The sequence below is a fragment of the Kitasatospora sp. NPDC040550 genome, from assembly GCF_055594965.1.
Window position 1 is genome coordinate 263,634 of record NZ_JBVIWC010000004.1, and the last position, 19,629, is coordinate 283,262.

The 19,629-nt window shown below is 74.4% G+C and carries 19 protein-coding genes and 1 pseudogene; 10 read left to right on the forward strand and 10 right to left on the reverse strand.

The window, feature by feature from the left end:
• Nucleotides 1-115: 115 nt before the first annotated feature.
• On the reverse strand, nucleotides 116-361 hold the full coding sequence (locus tag ACZ58X_RS08950) for a hypothetical protein (RefSeq protein WP_470332970.1): 246 nt from the start codon (nucleotides 359-361) through the stop codon (nucleotides 116-118).
• A 286-nt stretch (nucleotides 362-647) separates the two neighbouring features.
• Here ACZ58X_RS08950 and ACZ58X_RS08955 point away from each other — a divergent pair, with 286 nt between their 5' ends.
• On the forward strand, nucleotides 648-1,133 hold the full coding sequence (locus ACZ58X_RS08955; protein WP_470332971.1) for a cysteine/serine endopeptidase inhibitor: 486 nt from the start codon (nucleotides 648-650) through the stop codon (nucleotides 1,131-1,133).
• A 73-nt stretch (nucleotides 1,134-1,206) separates the two neighbouring features.
• On the opposite strand, the gene ACZ58X_RS08960 is transcribed toward ACZ58X_RS08955, so the two are convergent.
• A complete protein-coding gene (locus ACZ58X_RS08960) occupies nucleotides 1,207-2,139 on the reverse strand; it encodes a LysR family transcriptional regulator (RefSeq protein ID WP_470332972.1) in 933 nt (310 codons plus the stop codon).
• A 217-nt stretch (nucleotides 2,140-2,356) separates the two neighbouring features.
• Between ACZ58X_RS08960 and ACZ58X_RS08965 the strand changes: the two genes are divergently transcribed.
• Both ACZ58X_RS08965 and ACZ58X_RS08970 read left to right on the forward strand, forming a co-directional pair.
• Nucleotides 2,357-3,352, forward strand: coding sequence for an FAD-dependent oxidoreductase (locus tag ACZ58X_RS08965; RefSeq protein ID WP_470332973.1), 996 nt, complete (start codon nucleotides 2,357-2,359; stop codon nucleotides 3,350-3,352).
• Nucleotides 3,353-3,748: 396 nt separating this feature from the next.
• Complete coding sequence (locus tag ACZ58X_RS08970; protein WP_470332974.1) at nucleotides 3,749-4,108, forward strand: hypothetical protein; 360 nt, start codon at nucleotides 3,749-3,751, stop codon at nucleotides 4,106-4,108.
• Between the two features lie 42 nt (nucleotides 4,109-4,150).
• Here ACZ58X_RS08970 and ACZ58X_RS08975 read toward each other — a convergent pair whose 3' ends face one another.
• The 4 genes and pseudogenes from ACZ58X_RS08975 to ACZ58X_RS08990 form a co-directional block, all read right to left on the reverse strand.
• Nucleotides 4,151-4,777, reverse strand: a complete 627-nt coding sequence (locus ACZ58X_RS08975; protein ID WP_470332975.1) for an HAD family hydrolase — start codon at nucleotides 4,775-4,777, stop codon at nucleotides 4,151-4,153.
• A gap of 315 nt (nucleotides 4,778-5,092) precedes the next feature.
• Nucleotides 5,093-5,449, reverse strand: coding sequence for a hypothetical protein (locus ACZ58X_RS08980; protein ID WP_470333100.1), 357 nt, complete (start codon nucleotides 5,447-5,449; stop codon nucleotides 5,093-5,095).
• A gap of 30 nt (nucleotides 5,450-5,479) precedes the next feature.
• Nucleotides 5,480-5,977: pseudogene (locus ACZ58X_RS08985) on the reverse strand (NUDIX domain-containing protein); the annotation flags it as partial.
• On the reverse strand, nucleotides 5,974-7,236 hold the full coding sequence (locus tag ACZ58X_RS08990) for a helix-turn-helix domain-containing protein (RefSeq protein WP_470332976.1): 1,263 nt from the start codon (nucleotides 7,234-7,236) through the stop codon (nucleotides 5,974-5,976). The pseudogene ACZ58X_RS08985 and the gene ACZ58X_RS08990, both read right to left, overlap by 4 nt.
• Before the next feature lie 216 nt (nucleotides 7,237-7,452).
• On the opposite strand from ACZ58X_RS08990, the gene ACZ58X_RS08995 reads away from it, so the two are divergent.
• The 7 genes from ACZ58X_RS08995 (at nucleotide 7,453) to ACZ58X_RS09025 (ending at nucleotide 12,979) form a co-directional block, all read left to right on the forward strand.
• On the forward strand, nucleotides 7,453-7,917 hold the full coding sequence (locus ACZ58X_RS08995; protein WP_470332977.1) for an ATP-binding protein: 465 nt from the start codon (nucleotides 7,453-7,455) through the stop codon (nucleotides 7,915-7,917).
• Between the two features lie 20 nt (nucleotides 7,918-7,937).
• On the forward strand, nucleotides 7,938-8,420 hold the full coding sequence (locus ACZ58X_RS09000) for a flavoprotein (RefSeq protein ID WP_470332978.1): 483 nt from the start codon (nucleotides 7,938-7,940) through the stop codon (nucleotides 8,418-8,420).
• Nucleotides 8,421-8,525: 105 nt separating this feature from the next.
• Entirely contained in the window at nucleotides 8,526-9,917 is a 1,392-nt protein-coding gene (locus tag ACZ58X_RS09005) for an NAD(P)/FAD-dependent oxidoreductase (RefSeq protein WP_470332979.1), read from the forward strand.
• A 112-nt stretch (nucleotides 9,918-10,029) separates the two neighbouring features.
• Nucleotides 10,030-11,004 (forward strand): DUF6528 family protein, encoded by a 975-nt coding sequence (locus ACZ58X_RS09010; protein ID WP_470332980.1) that lies wholly within the window; start codon nucleotides 10,030-10,032, stop codon nucleotides 11,002-11,004.
• 265 nt (nucleotides 11,005-11,269) lie between these two features.
• The gene (locus tag ACZ58X_RS09015; RefSeq protein ID WP_470332981.1) at nucleotides 11,270-11,581 is read left to right on the forward strand and encodes a hypothetical protein; all 312 of its coding nucleotides are present in this window, start codon (nucleotides 11,270-11,272) and stop codon (nucleotides 11,579-11,581) included.
• Entirely contained in the window at nucleotides 11,578-12,210 is a 633-nt protein-coding gene (locus ACZ58X_RS09020) for an acyl-CoA thioesterase (protein WP_470332982.1), read from the forward strand. Before ACZ58X_RS09015 ends, ACZ58X_RS09020 begins: the two co-directional genes overlap by 4 nt.
• A gap of 373 nt (nucleotides 12,211-12,583) precedes the next feature.
• Nucleotides 12,584-12,979, forward strand: a complete 396-nt coding sequence (locus ACZ58X_RS09025; RefSeq protein ID WP_470332983.1) for a DUF2267 domain-containing protein — start codon at nucleotides 12,584-12,586, stop codon at nucleotides 12,977-12,979.
• A gap of 4 nt (nucleotides 12,980-12,983) precedes the next feature.
• Here the strand turns inward: ACZ58X_RS09025 and manA are convergent, their stop codons facing one another.
• The 4 genes from manA to ACZ58X_RS09045 all read right to left on the reverse strand — a co-directional run bounded on the left by manA (nucleotide 12,984) and on the right by ACZ58X_RS09045 (nucleotide 19,610).
• On the reverse strand, nucleotides 12,984-14,174 hold the full coding sequence (manA, locus tag ACZ58X_RS09030; protein WP_470332984.1) for a mannose-6-phosphate isomerase, class I: 1,191 nt from the start codon (nucleotides 14,172-14,174) through the stop codon (nucleotides 12,984-12,986).
• Between the two features lie 22 nt (nucleotides 14,175-14,196).
• A complete protein-coding gene (locus ACZ58X_RS09035; RefSeq protein ID WP_470332985.1) occupies nucleotides 14,197-15,123 on the reverse strand; it encodes an ROK family protein in 927 nt (308 codons plus the stop codon).
• Nucleotides 15,124-15,190: 67 nt separating this feature from the next.
• Nucleotides 15,191-18,244: an alpha-mannosidase gene (locus tag ACZ58X_RS09040; protein WP_470332986.1), complete on the reverse strand. Its 3,054-nt coding sequence runs from the start codon at nucleotides 18,242-18,244 to the stop codon at nucleotides 15,191-15,193.
• Nucleotides 18,245-18,335: 91 nt separating this feature from the next.
• The gene (locus ACZ58X_RS09045) at nucleotides 18,336-19,610 is read right to left on the reverse strand and encodes a glycoside hydrolase 5 family protein (protein WP_470332987.1); all 1,275 of its coding nucleotides are present in this window, start codon (nucleotides 19,608-19,610) and stop codon (nucleotides 18,336-18,338) included.
• Nucleotides 19,611-19,629: the final 19 nt, after the last annotated feature.

Sequence of the window (19,629 nt, forward strand, 5' to 3'; positions counted from 1 at the left end):
GTCGTGGGCGCGCCGGGTCACTGACGTGCGGAGCGGAAGCAATTCGGGCCGGCGCAGGGCGTTCCTGCGGCCGGGGACGAGTCCTGTCCGGGTACGGGAGGGTGGTTACTGCCCGTCACTGTCCGAGCAGGTGCGCGAAGTCCAGGCCGAGGCTGCCGAGGACCGGGAGCGCGCCGAGGTCGGTCACGCCGCCGACCGGGATGCTGTAGCCCTGGTTCACCTCGCGGGTCGCGGGCGCGGCGGGCGCGAGGGCCGGCGCGGCGGGCGAGGGGGCAGCGAGGGCCGGTGCGGCGAGGGCCGGTGCGGTGAGGGCCGGGGTCAGGGCGGCGCCGAGGAGCAGGGCGGCGAGGGCGGTGCGCATGGGGGCGGGCCTCCGGAACGGGCGGGCGTGACGGCCTGTCAACACCGTGGGTGGCGGGGCGGTCACGCATCTTCGCCCCTTCGGCCGCATTGGTAAAGATCCTTGCCTTGTGTTCATGGCAACACCGGGGAGGTCTGGACCATGCCGAGGAGGAGCGCATACGTTCCCTTCACCGGGTGGGCATCGAATCGTCGGATCGGTGGCCGAACTGCACTGTGGCCTCGGTGACTTATGGCTGTCATGCCCATGACCACTCCCGGAACCGTCGAACCGGAGGGAACGAACCATGCGCGCCATCGGCAAGAACCTCAGGATCCTCGCGGGCGCCCCGCTCGCCGCCGCCGCCCTCATCGCCCTGACGGCCGGCTCCGCCAGCGCCGCGATACCGATCAACAAGCCGATGACCGGCAAGGCCACCTACTACACCGACGCGGGCTACGGCGCCTGCGGCACCCAGATCAACGCCTCCAGCCAGATGCTGGTCGCCGTCTCGCACACCTGGTGGACCACCGCCAACCCCAACAACGACCCGGTGTGCAAGGGCATTTCGGTGAAGGTCACGTACCAGGGCAAGACCATCACCGTCCCGGTGAAGGACCAGTGTCCGTCCTGCGACTCCACCCACATCGACCTCAGCCAGCCCGCCTTCGCCAAGCTGGCCCCGCTCGACAAGGGCGTGATCAACGGCCTCACCTGGCAGTTCGTCAAGGCCGGATTGAACGGCAGGACCGTCGAGCTGTCCGAGCCCGTCACCGGCTCGACCATCGGCTGACCGGCGGCGCTCGCCGGGCCCGCCTCCGCCGGTCGTGCGCGTGCGCGTTCGTGCGGGGGTGGGCGCGGCGCCGTCAACTCCCCCCTGCGGGACGGCCCGAGGCGGGGTCCGAGACGGCGTCCGCGGCGCCGAGCCGTGGGGCCATGGCGAGCAGCAGCTGAACCGCCGGAGCGGCCGTCCGAGGGTTGTGGGCCAGGCCCAGCGAGACCGTCGGCACCGGGCGGGCCAGGCGGCGCAGACTGACGCCGGGGATCCGGAACACCCGGGCCCGGCCCTCCGGGATCGGCGCGATGCCGTGGCCCGCCGCCACCGCGAGCAGCAACTGCTCGTCGTCCGGCTCCTCGCGGACGATCCGGGGCGGCCGGTCGGGCCAGAGCTGGCCGGTGATCGACGCGTGCATCCCGGGCCCGTTGTCGCGCGGCCACAGCACCACCGGCTCGTCCCGGATCGCGCCCCGGTCGAGCCGGCCGCGGCCCCGGGCGAGCGGATGGCCGCTCGGCACCGCGAGCAGCAACTCCTCCTCGGCGATCACCCGGCAGGCCAGCTCGGGGACGTCCAGCGGCGGACGGACGAAGGCCGCGTCCAGCCGCCCGGCGAGCAGCTCGTCGACGTTGAGGGCCGTCCAGCCGGTCTGCAGGGCGACGTCCACCCGGGGGTAGCGGCTGCGGAACTCGCCCATCAGGGTGTCCGAGACGCCGCCGCGCGCCGAGCGGGTGTACGCCACCCGCAGGCTGCCCTGCTGCCCCCGGGCCACCGCCGCGATCCGCCGGTCGGCCTCGGCCACCTGGTGCAGCAGCTGCCGGGCCTCTTCGGCGACCGCGCCGCCGATCGGGGTCAACGCGCAGCCCCTGCTGGTGCGTTCGACCAGCTGCACGCCGAGCTGCCGCTCCAGCGCCTTGATCTGCTGGCTCAGCGCGGGCTGGGCCACCCGCAGTCGGCGGGCGGCCCGGGTGAAGTTCAACTCCTCGGCCAGGACGGCGAAGTAGCGCATGCGACGGAGGTCCACCGGCCGATGATAGGCCCGCCGCGGTGGTCCGGCGCCGAGCCCGCGCGCCGCCCACCGGCGGTGATAAGGGCGCCTTATCGCCGGGGGACCCAACCGGTCTTGGACGCCTCGCCGCCCGCCCCGCTTTCCTGGAGACCGGCCGCCGCGGCCAGTTCGGCCGGCGGGGCGTCGGGAGGAGGGGATCACCGTGGGCGTGGGCGTGGGCGTTGATACGGGCGTGGATGCGGATCCGGACCCGGGCGTGGACCTGGACGTGGTCGTGATCGGCAGCGGGATCATCGGCCTCACCACGGCCCTGCGCCTCCAGGGGCAGGGCCTGCGGGTCGGGATGGTGACGGCGGACGGGCTGCTGTCCACGGTCTCGGCCGTGGCCGCCGCCGTCTGGTACCCGGTGGGCGTGGCGGCGGGCGACCGGGTGGCCGCCTGGTCGGCGGCCACCTACGCCGAACTCGCCCGGCAGGCCCGGGCCGGCGTGCCCGGCGTCGTCCTGCGCGACACCTGGATGCCCGCGCTCCGGCGCCAGGACGCCGGCACCCCCTGGTGGGGCGCCGGCGTCCCGGACCTGCGCCGACTGGAGCCGGCCGACCTCGCCCCGGCCTACGCGGACGGCTGGCGGTTCACCGCCCCCACGGTCGAGATGCCGCGCTACCTGCCCTGGCTGCTCGCCCGCTTCCGCGACGGCGGCGGCCGGGTGCTCCACCGGCGGCTCGACACCCTCCGACAGGCCGGCGCCTGGGCGCCCGTGGTGGTCAACGCCTCCGGCCTCGGCGCCCGGCCGCTGTGCGGCGACGACGCGGTGCGGCCGGTGCGCGGCCAGCTCGCCCTGGTGCGCAACCCCGGCCTGCGGGCCTCGCTGCGGATCCAGGACGAACCGGCCGGGTACACCTACGTCCACCCGCGCAGCCGGGACGTCGTTCTCGGCGGCACCTTCGAGGAGGGCAGCTGGGACCTCCGCGGCGACCGGGCGGCGGCCGAGGCGATCCTGGCCCGGTGCGCAGCGCACGTCCCCGAACTGCGCGGAGCCGAACTCATCGGCTGCCCGGTCGGCCTGCGGCCCGACCGCCGGGGCGGGGTGCGGCTGGCGGCCGAGCAGACGGCGGACGGGCTCCGGATCGTGCACAACTACGGGCACGGCGGCGCGGGCGTCACGCTGAGCTGGGGGTGCGCGGACGCGGTGGTGGAGCTGGTCGGGGCGGGCGCCCGGATCCGATGATTCGTCCTGCGGGGTGCGGCCGTCGGTGACTAGACTCCCGGACCGTCGTGCGGTCGCACCGTCCCGAAACCCAGTCCCGCGGAGGAGTCTTGGCCTCGATCACCCTCGACGCCGAGCGCCGCGTCCGCGCCGACGCCGGACGCGTCCGGATCGCCGCCGTCGACGCGCTGCGCTCGCTCGGCTTCCAGGTCACCTCGGAGCAGGCCACCGTGGTGGAGGCCCGGCGCGGCTCGGCCATCCGCTCCGCGATGCTGCTGCCCGACGCTCACCGTCTGCCGCACCTCCCCGCAGTGCTCCCCGCCCTCGGTGGTCCCCCCGGCGCGGCTCGGTACCTGAGCCGGGAGGATGAGGTGGAGTGGTCGCCGAATCGGTCGCCCGGAGGGAGAGGGGGCGGGGATGAAGGGGATCAGCTTCGCGGCGTGGCGGGGGCCGCACTATGTGACGCTGGCCGAAGTGCTGGCCCGGCTGGGGGACTCGGCCCGGGGGCTGCGCTGGAGGGTCGAGTGCGACGAGCACTGGGACCTCACGGCGGAGCTTGAGCGGCGCTCCGAGGGTGAGGGCATGGACACTGCGACGCTGCTCGCCCTGGTCTCCCCGGGAGTCCAGTTCGTCGACGCCGAGGCCACCGGGTTCGCCGAGGGCGAGCCGGTGGTGGTGCTCACGGAGTTCGACAGCTCGCTGTGGGAGGTCCGGGCCGCCGAGGAGCGGGTACTGGAGGGACTCCGGCGCCACTACCCGGACGCCGTCGACCTCTGAGCCGTGCCGCCCGCGCCTGCGGTGCCGCAGGCGCGGGCGGGATCAGGCGGTGAGGAGGTCGGCGAGTGCGTCGAGCGAGTCGACCGTCCAATCGGCCTCGGGGGCCTGGGTGGTGAGGCCGATCGGGCCGCGGCGGAGGTGGGCGGTGCGCAGGCCGAGGGCGTGGGCCGGAGTGATGTCGTTGGCGGGGTGGTCGCCGACGTAGAGGATCTCGTCAGGGGAACCGGGGGCCCAGCCAAGGAGCCGGGTGAAGAAATCGGGGGACGGCTTGGCCACGCCCCACTCGGCGGAGGTGGCGATGGCGTCGGCGGGGAGGGTCAGTTCGGCCAGCAGGCGGCTGACGGGGGCGTTCTGGTTGCCCGCGATGCCGACCCACCGGCCCGAATCGTGGATCCGGGCGAGGGCACGGCGCACGTCGGGGTAGAGGTCCGTCTCGTCGAGGTGATCGCCGTGCCCGGCGGCCACTCGGGCTCGCCACTCGGCGCCGATGTCGACCCCGGGGCGGAGGATGCGGATGGCGTCCGAGTTGTCGCGGCCCTCGCCCACCACCATGCCCACGATTGACGACATGGTGTGGGACGGGACGCCGAGCCAGGAGGCCCAGCGGGCCCAGTAACGGGTGTCGGAGACCAGCGTTTCACCGATGTCGAACACCACGGATCGAATCATGCGGGCAGCCTACTGGCCAGTGCGGCACGGTCGAGATCTGCAACAGCCAGTCGTCCGCCAACGACTTCGTCACCTGGATCAAGGACGACGCCAGCGGCAACACCATCGCCTCCGCGACCACACCCCTCCTGTATCCCGGCGACTGCTTCTCGCACGGCGGCCACACGACCAACTCCGGCGACGCGATCCAGGTCTTCGCCCGGTCGGGCAGCCTGTGGTCCTACGGCACGGACCCGATCTACCCGAGCTGATCACCGGCTGGCCGCGTCCGTGCCCGGGCCCGCGCCTGCGGTGCCGCAGGCGCGGGCGGGAGGGTCAGAGGTGGCGTTCGACGGCCTCGAAGATGTCGGCGTCGGTCTCCTGCTGCCACGTGGGGAGGTCGTCCCAGTCGGCGGTGTAGGCGGGCTTGGGGTCGGCGATGCGGTGGTGGATCTGGGCGATCCAGCAGAGGGCGACGAACCGGCCCTTCTGCTCGCGGCTGAGGTTCGAGGTGGCGCCGCCGCTCACGGTGACGAAGTCGCGCACCTGGCCGAACACGGCGGCGGCAGCGGCCCGCTCCCAGTCGGGGGTCTCCTCCCAGGGGGAGACGTAGCCGGGCTTGGGATCGCCGGGGAAGTGCTTGCGCACCCCGGCGATCCAGGCCTCGCGGAAGATCCGGCCGTCCTCGGTCATGGGGGATTCCTTCTCGGTGGTGGGGTCGATCCCGTTGCGCAGGTACCGGGTTCGGCCGTCGGCGAGTGAGTGCAGAGCGGCCTGGAACCGGTGGCGTTGACGGGGACGGAGCCTGGCGGCAGCCTCGGCCGCGGGGAGGAAGAGGGCCTCGGAGAGTTCGTCGTCGTGCGGGCGCACGGCGGCGGCGAGGGTGGGTGCGAGGACGCCGGCGTCGAAGACGAAGGCGAGCTGATCGTCCCAGGGGCCGTGCGGGGCGACCCAGTCGACGACGAGGAGGCGGTGGAGCGTGATGTCCAGGCCGAGTTCCTCCCGTAGTTCCCGGACGGCCGCACGGTCGGGCGGCTCGTTGGCCTCCGCCATGCCACCGGGCAGGTCCCAGGCCGGCTTGTAGGTCGGGTTGACGGTGAGGACCCGTCCGGCGTCGTCGCGCAGGATGACGTCCGCCGAGACACGCTTGCGGGCCTGTCGCGCGTTGCCCTCGGCGAGGTAGGCGTTCCAGGCTTCGGTGTCGGTGGTGGTCGGCCTCACGATGGACCTCTCCGGGGCGACGGGATGATGTCGGCGAGCAGGAGGAGTCTGATTCTGCTCGCTTCCTCGAATCGTGCCAGGTATTCCCGCACCGGGCCGTAGTCGCGGTGGTTCCGGAGGAGGGCGGCCAGGTCGTCGAGTTGATCGACCACGCGCACGGACCCGAGGGTGGGGCTGGTGGTGAGGAGTTCGCTGCTGACGGCGACCGAGGCGTCCAGATCGCCGTGTTGGGCGTGGGCGCGGGCCAGGGCGATCCGGCTGAACGCCATCGAGCGGGTACGGCCCTCCTCTCGGAGCGCTACTGCCTGTTCCCCGTACCGGAGCGCGTCCGAGTGCCGTCCGAGGTCGGAGTGGACCAGGGCGGACTCGCTCGCCAGGGTTGCCTGGTCGAACGGGCTCAGCCAGGGATGTGCGGCGTCCGGCCGGTCAGCGAGGGCGGCAGCGGCGCTGTCGAGTGAGTGGAGGGCGGAGCCGAACTGGTCGGAGGCCGCGAGCGCCCGGGCGCGCATGGTGTGCAGGCGGGCGGCGAGGCTGGGCAGGCGTGGGCCTCGCCGAGCGAGGTCGATGCCGATCGATGCCCAGTGGGAGGCGTGGACCGGATCGCCGCTGTGGAGTGCCAAGTGGCTTGTGCTGGCGGCGATGTGGGCGGCCAGCAGGAGGTCGTCGGCGGCCTGGGCGAGGGCGAAGGCGCGGGTGAAGTGGCGCGCGGCCGTGCCGTCGCGGCCCGAGTCGTGGGCCATCCAACCGGCCATCTCCGTGAGCGCGGAGGCGGCGGCGAAGACGTGGGGGTTGCTGTCGATGTCGACCAGTCGTGGTGCCACGTTCGCGGACAGGTGGCGGACGACCGCCGAGTAGAGTCGCCCGCCCCCGGTCTGCCGGTCGGCGGCTCGGAAGGCTTCGACGGCGGCGAGGTCGTCGTCGGCCCCTGGCTGCCGTGTGACCGGGGCCGGGGGCCGGGCCGGGGGAACGGCGGGCTCCCACGACCGCCGGGCGAGTCCGAGGAAGTGCCCGGGGATCCGGAACGCGTCGGCGATCTGCTCGAAGACGGAGAGTTTCTCGACGCGGGTCTTGCCGTTCATGTAGTCGTAGAGGCGCCCTTGGGTGATCTCCGCGGCGGCGGCCAGGCGACGGGTGCTGATGCCACGGGAGTTCAGGAGACGGAAGACCGCCCCCATGTCGCGGTCCGCGCACGCCGAGCGGAAGCGCTCGTCGTCGAGGAGCCCCGCTACGACTTCGCGCGGGTCCGGTTGACGGTCCACCACTCGCTCCCTTGAAGGCTGGGTCGATACTACGACTACGGAGAGTGTGGTGACTCCAGCTCGGAGTCACGAGGTCGGAGTCCTCCGGAGGGTCGTTCGGTGGGTTGGGTTGAGGTGTGGCTCGTTCCCCGGGCGCGTCCCGGGGAACGAGCGGGCTGCCAGCTGGGCGGCCCTGCAACGGCAGGGCCGTCCTGACCCACTGAGGAGTGACCCGCGATGGAACAACACGTCGGGGCGAAGGGCGTGATGACCGGTCGCGGCCGGTCGGAGGTTCCGATGGCCGGCGGTGGCCGGACCGTACGTCCGGCCACGATCCTGTTGCCGTACCGGGCGGAGGCGGTGGGGGAGGCCCGGCGGATGGTGCGGGGGAAGCTGGCGGAGTGGGGGCTGCCGGAGTTGGTCGAGCCGGCGGCCCTGGTCGTCAGCGAGCTCGTCACCAATGCGGTGAAGACCGGGTGTCTGGCGCGGATGACCGTCACCGTCCGCAGGCTCACCGACCGGACCGTGCGGGTGGCGGTGCGGGACGGCTCCCGCATCCTGCCCGTGCTGATGGTGGCGGGGGAGGACGAGGAGGGGCACCGGGGGCTCGCGCTGGTCCACCACGTGACCGGCGGGCGTTGGGGGGCCTCCGTGGAGGCGTACGGGAAGATCGTGCATGCGGATCTGGTGGTGGTCCCTTGACCGGAGGGGGAGTGCGGGCGATGCCGATGTTGTACGTGGTGGTGTGTGCGGCCGGAGTGGCGGGCGGGGTGGGCGAGTTGATCTCCGCCGCGCAGGGGCGGGGCTGGTCCGTCGGGGTGGTGGCGACTCCGTCGGCGACGGGGTTCATCGACGTGCGGGGTGTCGAGGAGCAGACCGGCTATCCGATCCGCTCCGCCTGGCGGAAGCCGGGAGACCCCCGGCCGCTGCCCGATCCGGACGCGCTCGTGGTCTCGCCCGCCACCTTCAACACGCTCAACAAGTGGAGCGCGGGGATCTCGGACACCCTCGCGCTGGGCATCCTGTGCGAGTCCTACGGTTGGGGCATCCCCGTCGCCGTCCAGCCGTGCCTGAGCCCCGCGCAGGCGGCGCACCCCGCGTACGGGGAGAGCCTGGAACGGCTGCGGCGGATGGGCGTGCGGATCGCGGAGTTCACGCCCGGGTCGTACAGCTGGACCCGCGCGCTGGACCTGCTGGGGGACTGACAGGGTGGCTGGTCCGGCAGCCCGATCCTGGCAGTGTGCCGCTGTTGCCCCGCGACCGGCCCGGAGTAGCGTCCGGGCAGGTCGGCGACGGTGTGGGAGGTTCCGGTGGCAGCGGTCAACGGCGAGGTGTCGTTCTGGTACGCGGCGGAGGGGGTGCCGCAGCCCGGGCCCGCGTTGCCGGGGGACGCCGACGTGGACGTCTGCATCGTCGGCGGCGGGTACACCGGGCTCTGGACGGCCTACTACGTGAAGAAGGCCGAACCCTCCCTGCGGATCGCCCTGTTGGAGCGCCGCTTCTGCGGCTACGGCGCCTCGGGGCGCAACGGCGGCTGGCTGTACAACGGCTTCGCCGGGCGCGGTGCCTTCGCGAGGAGGTACGGCCGGGGCCGGGCGGCGGCGATGCAGCGGGTGATGGACGCGGCGGTCGGGGAGGTCGTGGAGACCGCGGCCGCCGAGCGGATCGAGGCGGACGTCCTCCACGGCGGGGTGCTCGAAGTGGCGCGGAGCGGGCCGCAGTTGGAGCGCCTGCGGGCCTACGTCGAGGCCGAGCGCGGCTACGGCGAGGGCCGGGTGGAGGAGCTCTCCGCGAAGGAGGCTGCGGAGCGGATCAACGCCACCGATGTCCGGGGCGGTGCGTGGTCCCCGTACGGGGCGCGGATCCAGCCGGCGAAGCTCGTGCGGGGCCTGGCGCGGGTGGTGCGGGAGTTGGGGGTCGAGGTGTACGAGGGGACGCCCGTCACCGAGATCGCTCCCGGCGGGGGCGGCCGCCGCCCGCGCGCCGTGACGCCGTACGGCACCGTCACCGCCGACCACGTGCTGCGCGCCACCGAGGGTTTCACCGCCGGGCTGCGCGGCGAGCGCCGCACCTGGCTGCCGATGAACTCGGCGATGGTGGCCACCGAGCCGCTGCCCGCCGAGTTCTGGGCGGAGGCGAACTGGCAGGGCCGGGAGGTGCTCGGGGACTTCGCGCACGCCTACATGTACGCCCAGCGGACCGCCGACGACCGGATCGCCCTCGGCGGGCGGGGCGTGCCGTACCGCTTCGGCTCGCGGACGGACTCGGACGGCAGCACCCAGGTGGAGACGGTGCGCCAGCTGCGCCGGATCCTGAACGACTTCTTCCCCGCCGCCGCGCACGCCCGGATCGACCACGCCTGGGCCGGGGTGCTGGGCGTCCCCCGGGACTGGTGCGCGACGGTGGAGCTGGACCGGGCGAGCGGGCTCGGCTGGGCGGGCGGGTACGTCGGCAGCGGGGTGGCCACCACCAATCTGGCCGGCCGCACCCTGCGCGACCTGGTGCTCGGGCGGGACACCGAGCTGACCGCGCTGCCCTGGGTGGGGCACACCGTGCGCCGCTGGGAGCCGGAGCCGCTGCGCTGGCTGGGGGTGCGGGCGATGTACGCCGCCTACCACGCCGCCGACCGGCAGGAGACGGCCGGGCGGGCCACCAGCTCGCCGATCGCCCGGGCGGCGGACCTGGTCTCCGGACGGCACTGACGGCACTGACGGCCCTGACGGCCCTACGGCGGGCGCCGACCGCCGGACGCGGCGCGGCGCCGTTCGGCCGAGCCGTCCTGCGGGGCGGCGCGGGAGCGGTCACGGTGGGGGCGTGCCGAAGCGAATCGTCCCGATGCGAATGCTGTTCGCCCTGTGCCTGGCCCTGCTGCTCTGCGCGCCCGCCGGCCGGGCGGGCGCGCGGTCGCCGGGGTGGCAGGTCGTGGTCGTGGACCAGGGCTCACGCCGGGTGCTGGTGCTGCAGGGCGCCGAGGAGTTGACGGCCTACCAGGGGCCGGACCGGCTGCCGGTGGTGTGGTCGTGGAGCGCGGACGGGATGCCGGACCTCGCCGATCTGGAACCGGCCCGTACCTGGTCACTCCCGGACGAGGCGAAGAGCCGGATCCGGGAGGGCCGGCACTACGTGCTGACCACCGCCTCCGGCGGGCTCGCCGCCGTCGTGGAGACCGGCACCGGCCGGACGGCGTGGGCGGCGGACCTGGGCCCGTCGGCCAACCCGCACAGCATCGAGCTGCTCCCCGACGGCAACGCGGCGGTCGCGGCGAGCGTCGGCTGGGTGCGGGTGTACGCGGCCTCGCAGGGGCCGCGGGCCACGGCCTACACGGAGTTCCGCCTGCCCGGGGCGCACGGGGTGCTCTGGGACGGGCGGTCGGGGCTGCTCTGGGCGCTGGGCGGCGGGGCGCTGGTGGGGCTGCGGGTGGACGGTACCCCGGCGGCGCCGACCCTGACGGCCGTCCGCTCCGCCCCGCTGCCGGACCCCGGCGGGCACGACCTCGCGCCGGTGCTGGGGGCGCCCGGCCGCTTCTGGGTGAGCACCCTGCACGGGCTGTGGCGCTACGACCCGGCCGCGGACCGGTTCGCGGCCGTCCGCCTGGCGGATCCGGCCGACGAGCGGGACGTCAAGAGCATCGGTGACGAGCCCGGTACCGGGCGGCTGCTCACGGTGGCGCCGGACCACTCCCCGGCCTGTGACTGGTGCACCTCGGTGATCCGGCTGCACCGCCCCGAGGGGACGTGGAGGTTGACCGGCACGCGGCTGTACAAGGCGCGCTGGTGGGGTGGCTGGTAGCAGATCAGTGACGGACGGTAGTCGATCTTGGTCGGCGGGTCGGCGATACCACCCGTTCTGCTTACCGCGTTCGGCTGATGGGGCATATTGTGTACCCCCGCAAACTACTCCAATGGAAGTCAGTTTCCCGTCAGCGTCCGAAAACCATCTGCGGACCTGCGCCGACTGGGATAGCGTCGAAGCCGTCGGGGGGCCGACACCGATCAGGTGTATTCGAACGTCAGCTACCGGGCCGTAATGGCCCGAATTGGTCCTGGAGAAAAGCATGCGGAATTCCCCGGAAGAAAGCCGGTCGGACGTCATCGACGATCTGCAGCTCGCGGTCGACTCGCTGGCGGCCTTTCCGGCCCGGAATGCGGCCGGAACGGCGGACGTGACCGAACGGCTCGCGGCGGTCGCCGCGCTCTGCCGGTCGGTCGACACGGTGCTCGACAGCCTGGTCGTGCAGGCGGCCGCCGAGGCGGCCGAGGAGGGCTGGACCGCGGCCCGGATGGCGGCCGAACAGTCCGGCTACTACGCCAGGTTGCAGCGGGCGCTGCTCCCCTCCGTCGCCGGCGCCGGGCTGACGGAGCAGTGAGCGCCCTGCACCCGGGCGTGCACGTGCTGTCCTGCCCCACCCGGTGGAGCGACGTCGACGAGAACGGGCACATCAACAACGCCCGGTTGGTCGGCTACGTCCAGGAGGGGATTTACGACCTGTTCCGTCACCACGCGACCGCCGTCCGGCAATCGCTGTTCCCGTCCGGATTCATTATCGCCCGGCACGAGATCGATTACCTGGAACAGTTGCACCACCGCCCCGAGCCTTTGTCGGTGCGGCTGACGGTGGAACACCTCGGGCGGAGTTCCGCACACGTCGAGGTGAATGTCTGCCGGGAACCGCTCACATTTATGCGGGCGCGGACCGTGGTGGTCGCGCGGGACCGGGAATCCGGGCGTTCGCGCAAACTCAGCCAGAACGAGCGGCGCTTTCTGGCGGCGTTTATGTCGGTCTCGGCGGCCGGCTCGGTGCCGGACACGGCGCGTGGCGGCCGCAGGGCTGCCGACGCCGCTGCCGCCGCCGCGGCGGCCCGGACGCCGGCGCCGGTGCAGGCGCCGGTACAGGCCTCGGAGCCGGCCCCGGTGCGCTGGGTGCCGGTCCGGTCCGGTGGCGGGGTGGGCTCGCCGCGCGGCCCGCGCCGGCGGTGCCGCACCTCGGCGGGCTGAACCGCCCGCTGAACCGCCCGCCGACCCGTGGGCTCCCGTGCCGGTGACGGCGCGGGCCGGCGGCGTGATCGACAACGGCGTCGATCCGTCGGTCCGGCCCCTCCCGTCCGGCTCTGCCTTCCCGGCCCCTCCCGGCCCCTCTCGTCCGGCCCCTTCCGTCCGGTTTCCTCCGCACCGTCCGGGCAGGGCGTCAGGGTTCCGTTCGGGGCCGCGGCCCCCACCCGCAGCGGCGGGTCCGCCCGGTCCGGAGCGCAGTACGCTGAGCAGCACGGGAACCGGTACGTCCCCCGGCGGTGACGGGCTGCGACCAGCAGCCCCGATGGACCATCGGCCGCCGACCCGGCCCGGTCCCGCCGACCGGAAGGAGGACGCGATGACCATCTCCTGGGAGGACTTCCTCGCCCGTGTCGTGGAGTGCGGCGAGTACCGGGGCGAGGCGGAGGCGGACCACGCCGTCCGGGTCGTGCTCGGCCTGCTGGGCGAGCACCTGGTGGGCGCGGAGCGCGGCGAGCTCGCCGGGGCGCTGCCCGACACGTACGCCACGCTGCTCCGGGACGCCCGGCACGCCGCCGAGCCGCTGACCGCCGAGCGCTTCGTGGAGGCCGTGGCGGGCTGGATCGACGGTGCCACGACCGCGACCGCGCAGTGGGACATCGGGGCGGTGCTAAGCACCCTGGCCGAGCTCGTCCCGGGGGAACCGGTCGACCGGGTGATCGAGCAGCTGCCGGACGGCTACGACCTGCTCTTCGGTCACCCGCTGCCCGCGTGAGGACTTAGGGCGCCTGGGAGCCGCCGGTGGTGGCGCGGAACAGCTCGGCGCCCGGCCCGGTCAGCTCGACCGGCCCGGCGCCCGGGGGCAGGTAGGCCGAGGCGCCCCGGGGCAGGTCGAGGCCGGGGTGCCCGGGGGCGATCAGTCGGGCCCGGCCGGCGGTGCAGAGCAGGATCTGCGGGGTGGGCAGTTCGATCCGGACGGGGGCGGTCGACGGACGTAGCCGGGAGAGACGGAACTCCTCGGCGGGGGAAGGGAATTCGGCCTCGACGGCGGTCAGCGGGCGGGCTTCGAGAACGGCGGGCCCGGCGGCCCGGAAGTCGGTGACGGCCAGCAGCCCGGCCACGTCGACGTGCTTGCCGGTGAGCCCGCAGCGCAGCACGTTGTCCGAGTTGGCCATCAACTCGACGCCCACGCCCCGGAGGTACGCGTGCGGCACCCCGGCGGCGAGGTACAGCGCCTGGCCGGCGCCGAGCCGGACGTGGTTGAGCAGCAGTGCGGCGAGCAGGCCCGGGTCGCCGGGGTACTCCTCGGCGACCCGGGCGTAGGCCGCGCAGGTGTCCGCGAGGGGGCCGCCGGAGGCCGCGGTGCGGCGCAGCGCCCCGGTCACGGCGGCGAGTCGGGGAGCGTCGGCGGCCAGCGCCCGGCGCAGCAGCGCGGGCAGTGCCTCGGTGGCGGGCCGCTCGCGCAGGGCGGCCGCCCAGGGGGCGAGCACGCCGAGGGTGTCCAGCAGCCGGGCCGTGCCGGCCGCCGGGCGGAAGCCGCAGAGGGCTTCGAAGTCACCCAGGGCGCACAGCAGTTCGGGCTTGTGGGAGCGGTCCTTGTACACCCGCTCCGGGACGGTGAGCGGGATGCCCCGGGCCTGTTCGGCGGCGTACCCGGCCTCGGCCTGGGCGCGGGTCGGGTGGACTTGCAGGGAGAGCGCCCGGTCGGCGGCCAGCACCTTGAACAGGAAGGGCAGTTCCGGGCCGAACCGCCGTACGGTGTCCGGCCCGAGCAGGCCGTCCGGGTCGGCGGCGATCAGCGCGTCGAGCGCCCGGCCGCCGGCCCGGGAGGGTGCGGAGGGGTGGGCGCCCATCCACAGTTCGGCCTGCGGGGTGCCGTCGGGGGCGGTGCCGGTGAGGGCGGGGATGGCGGTGGGGGAGCCCCAGGGGTAGTGGCGGACCGGGTTGTGGAGCAGGGCGTAGGGCGGCATGCCAGGGGTCTCCCGGGGGCTGTCAGCGGCAGAGCGCGGCGGCGCCGATCAGCCCGGCGTCGGTGCCGAGCTCGGCGCGGCGCACGTCCAGGCCTCGGACGTAGGACAGGGCGGCGTAGCGGTCCAGGTGGCGGGCGAGCGGGGCGAACAGCACCTCCCCGGCGGTGGCGACGCCGCCACCGACCACCACCCGGTGGAGGTCGACCAGGGCGGCGGTGGCGGCGATCCCGGCGGCCAGCGCCTGGGCGGCCCGGTCGAAGGAGGCCAGCGCGATCGGGTCGCCCGCGGCGGCGGAGGCGGCCACGGCGCGGGCGGTGGCGTCCTCGCCGGGCGGGCGCCAGCCCTCGGCGAGGGCGCGGCGGGCGATCGCGGTGCCGCTGGCCAGGCCCTCCAGGCAGCCGCGGGAGCCGCACGGGCAGGGTTCGCCGTCCAGGTCGACGGTGATGTGGCCGAGGTGTCCGGCGTTGCCGCTGGGGCCGGGGCGGACGGCGCCGTCCAGCACCAGTCCGGCGCCGACGCCGGTGGACACCACCAGGCAGAGCGCGTTGGCGGCGCCCCGGGCGGCGCCCTGCCAGTGCTCGGCGGCGGCCATCGCGACGCCGTCGCCCGCCAGGCGGACCGGGAGTCCGGCCACGGCGGGGTGCGCGGCGACCTCGGCGACCAGCGGGAAGCCGCGCCAGCCGGGGATGTTGACCGGGCTGACGGTGCCGTCGGCGAGGTCGACCGGGCCGGCGCTGCCGATGCCGACGGCCGTCACGGCGGCCCAGTCGGGGGTGCCGGCCAGCTGGTCCAGCACCTTGTGCACCACGGCGAGCACGGCCGGGCCGGGCTCCCGGGCGGGGGTGGGCAGTTGCAGCCGGTGCCGCAGCCGGCCGGCGCCGTCGACCAGTGCCCCGGCGATCTTGGTGCCGCCGACGTCGACGGCGGCGAACAGGGGGGTGCGCGGCATGGCGGGCTCCAGGTGGGGTCGGCGGCGCCCCGGCCGGGCGGGCCGGGGCGCCTTCACCGTACGTCGGTCAGCGGGCGGCGCTGAGCCGCAGCGTGACCAGTTCGAACGGGCGCAGGGCCAGCTGCACCGCGCCGTCCTCGACCGTCACCTCGCCGCGGGTGCCGTCCCAGGGGCGTTCCAGCAGGTCGCAGGGGACGGCGCCGGCCAGCGGGAAGGAGGTGGTGAGCCGGCCCCGGGCGCGGCCGCCGCCGGCCTCGTAGACCCGGACGACCAGGTCGCCGCTGCGGTCGTCGGCGAGCTTGACGGCGCTGACGACCAGGGCGTCGTGGTCCACCTCGACCAGCGGCGCGACCTGCTCGGCGGTGCCGGTGACCCGGCGCGCGGGCAGGCCGATCCGGTAGCCCTCGCGGACGGCGTCGCCGATCGCGGCGCCGGGGACCAGCGCGTGCCGGAAGCGGTGCAGGCCCTGGTCGGTCTTCGGGTCGGGGAAGCGCGGGGCGCGCAGCAGCGAGAAGCGGACCGTGGTGGTGGTGCCGCCGTCGTCGGCGCGCACGGTGCGGGTGACGTCGTGGCCGTAGGTGGAGGCGGTCACCAGCGCGACGCCCCAGCCGGGCTCGTCCAGGTGGACGAAGCGGTGGTTGCAGGCCTCGAACTTGGCGGCGTCCCAGCTGGTGTTGGTGTGGGTGGGCCGGTAGAGGTGGCCGAACTGGGTCTCGGCGGCGTACCGCTCGGTGTGGACGTCGAGCGGGAAGGCGGCCTTGAGGAACTTCTCGGTCTCGTGCCAGTCGACCTCGGTGTCGATGTCGATGCGCTGCTCGCCCGCGTGCAGGGTGAGGGTCTGGACGACGGTGGAGGAGCCGAAGGAGCGGGCGATCCGGACCTCGGCCCGGCCGTCGGCGGCCGCGGCGGTGAGGGAGTCGATGCCGGTCAGGTCGGTGACGGTGTTGCGGTAGAACTGGTCCACGTCCCAGGCGTCCCACATGTTGGGGAAGTCGGGGTGCAGCTGGAGCAGGTTGGCCCGGCTGCCGGGGGCGACGGTCTCCCGGCCGGTGGCGAGCTCGACCACCGAGGTGATCAGGCCGTCGGCGTCGACCGCCACCTTCAGCAGGCCGTTGCCCAGGGTGAACCCGCCCCCGGGCCGCTCGACCGCCGTGCAGGGCGCCCCCGTGCCGACGGCGACGGCCGCGCCGCCCGCCGGGACGGCCGAGCGGGCGTGCGGAGCCGCGTTGAACACCAACTCCCGTCCACCGTCCGGCGATCCGGCCAGCGCCTGCTGGGCCGCGTTGATCAGCTCCTCCAACTCCCGGGCCAGCGCCGCGTAGGTGGCCTCGGCCTCGCGGTGCACCCAGGCGATCGAGGAGCCGGGCAGGATGTCGTGGAACTGGTGCAGCAGGACCGTCTTCCAGATCCGGTCCAGCTGCTCGTACGGGTACGCGTACGGCTGCTCGGCGCCGGTGCGCAACGCGGCCGTGGAGCACCAGAGTTCGGCCTCGCGCAGCAGGTTCTCGCTGCGCCGGTTGCCCTGCTTGGTCCGCGCCTGGCTGGTCAGGGTGGCCCGGTGCAGCTCCAGGTAGAGCTCGCCGACCCAGACCGGCGGGTTCGGGTACTCGGCCTCGGCCTTGGCGAAGAACTCGGCGGGGTTCTCCCAGCGGACGGTGGCCGAGCCCTCCAGGTCCCGCAGCCGGGCGGCCTTGCCGACCATCTCGCGGGTCGTCCCGCCGCCGCCGTCGCCCCAGCCGGTCGGGGCGATCGAGTGCCGGGCCACCCCCTTGTCCTTGAAGTTCCTCGCCGCGTGGGCGATCTCGCTGCCCTTCATGGAGCAGTTGTAGGTGTCCACGGGCGGGAAGTGGGTGAAGATGCGGGTCCCGTCGATGCCCTCCCAGAGGAAGGTGTGGTGCGGGAACCTGTTCACCTGGCTCCAGGAGATCTTCTGGGTCAGCAGCCACTTGGAGCCGGCGTTGCGGATGATCTGCGGCAGGCCGCCGGTGAAGCCGAAGGTGTCGGGCAGCCAGGCCTCGTGGTTCTCGACCCCGAACTCCTCCAGGAAGAACCGCTTGCCGTGCACGAACTGCCGGGCCATCGCCTCCGAGCTCGGCATGTTGGTGTCGGACTCCACCCACATGCCGCCGGCCGGGACGAACCGGCCCTCGGCGACCGCCTTGCGCACCCGGGCGTACACCTCCGGGCGGTGCTCCTTGATCCAGGCGTACTGCTGCGCCTGGGACATGGTGTAGCGGAACTCCGGCTCGTCCTCCAGCAGTGCGGTCATGTTGGCGGTGGTCCGGGCCACCTTGCGCACCGTCTCGCGCAGCGGCCACAGCCAGGCGGAGTCGATGTGGGCGTGGCCGATCGCGCTGATCCGGTGCGCGGACGGCACGGCGGGCGCGGCCAGGACGGCGGTCAGCTCCGAACGGGCCGCGGCGGCGCTGCCGTTGACGTCCTGGAGGTCGATCGCGTCCAGCGCGCGCTCGACCGCGCGCAGCACCTCCCAGCGGCGGGCGCCGTCCACCGGGAGCTCGGCCATCAGCTCGCCGAGCACCTCCAGGTCCAGCGACAGCTGCCAGACGGTGTCGTCGAAGACGGCGAGGTCCATCCGGGCGAGCTTGTACTGCGGGCGGTCGCCGGCCGTCTCCTTGTCGCCCAACTCGGTGGGCAGAAAGGGGTGGTAGTCCAGGATCACCGGGTTGGCGGCGGCCTCGACGTGCAGCAGCACCTGCTCGCCGCCGGCCGCCGGGGCGGCGATCCGCACCCACTGGTTGCGCGGGTTGAGGCCCTTCACCGGGCTGCCGTCCGGGCGGTAGACCAGGCCCTCGCACTGGAAGCCGGGCATGTTGGCGTCGAAGCCGAGGTCGATCAGCGCCTCGACCGTCCGGCCGGCCCAGGCCCGCGGCACCGTGCCGGACACCGTCAGCCAACTGGTGCCCCAGGGCGCGCCCCAGGCGTCGCCGACGGCGATCGGGGTGCGCGGCGCGGCCAGGCCCTCGGCGACCGGGACGGGCTCGCCGGGGGCGGTCCAGATGCCGACCTCCAGCGGGACGGACTCCGGGTAGACGGCCGGGAGGATGCGCTCCTCCAGGACGCGCTTGAGGCGGGACTCGACGAGGGTGCGGTCATCGTGCATGTCGGCAGGCTCCGTTGCGTGCGGGAGGGCGGTTGCAGAGGCGGGCGGTGTGGCGGGCGGTGGCGGGGGAGGCCGGTCGGGAGGGCGGCGGCTACGGAGAACGTACGTCGGCGGGGTCGACCACCTCGGTGATGCCGCGCGCGGCCAGGTGCGCCGCGTCCCCGGCGCGTTCGGCGAGCACGGTGGTCGGGCGGGCGCCGGCCTCGGCGAGGCGCATGAAGGCCTCGTACACCGGCCCGCCGGGGCCGCAGTCCGCGCGGCGCGGGGAGGTGACCTCGCCGCCGGTGGCGACCACCACGGCGGTGCTGCGCGGCTTGGGCGGCTGCCAGCCGCGACGGGCCTCGGCGGCGACCTCGGCGAGCCGGGCGCCGGCCGGCTTGACCGCCCGGTCGGTGGTCAACAGGCCGAGGCTGTACTCCAGTTCGGGGAAGTCGGCGAGCGAGCGGTCCACGTCGTGGGAGCACCACCAGGTGACGCCCCAGAGGTCCGGGCAGTCCAGCACGGCCTCGACGGTGGCGGCGGTGAACCGGGCCGCGTCGGCGGCGGTGATGTGCGGGGCGGGCGCGCCGACCTCCTGCAGCCAGACCGGGCGGGCCGGGTCGTCGGCCCAGGCCTTGGACAGCTCGACCAGGTACGCGGCGTGCTGGGCGGTGGCGGTGGAGTGGGCGCCGTAGCGCTGGGCGGTGCCGTTGAAGACCCAGGAGTGCACGGCGGTGGCGCCGCCGAGGCGGGCCGAGTGCCAGGGCGTGAAGGGGTGTTCGTCCAGGTACCAGGCCGCGTCGTAGGAGGCGTGCAGGTGCAGCCGCCCGGGCGCGCCGTCCTCGCAGGCGGCGAGCATCCGGCGCAGCCAGGACTCGGCCTCTGCGGGGGTGCACCGGTCCGGGTCGGGGTGCGGGGCGCCGGAGAACTGGTTGATCTCGTTGCCGAGCGTCATCCCGAGGAAGTTCGGCCGTTCGCGCAGCGCCCCGGCGAGGGTGCGCAGGTAGGCGGCCTGGCCGTGCAGGACCTCAGGGTCGGTGAACAGGTTGCGGCGGTGCCAGGTCCGCGTCCAGGCGGGCAGGAAGTCGAAGCTGGACAGGTGGCCCTGGAGGCCGTCCACCGCGACGTCCAGGCCGCGTTCGCCGGCCGCGTCGACGAGTGCGGTCAGCTGTTCGACGGCGCGCGGGCGGATCAGGGTGCGGTTGGGCTGGAACAGCGGCCAGAGCGGGAAGACCCGGACGTGGTCCAGGCCGAGGGCGGCGACCGAGTCGAGGTCGGCGCGCACGGCGTCCAGGTCGAAGTCCAGCCAGTGGTGGAACCAGCCCTTGCTGGGGGTGTAGTTGACGCCGAAGCGCGGGGCCTGCGGGGTGGCGGAAACGGTGGTCACGGGTGGGCTACCTCAACTG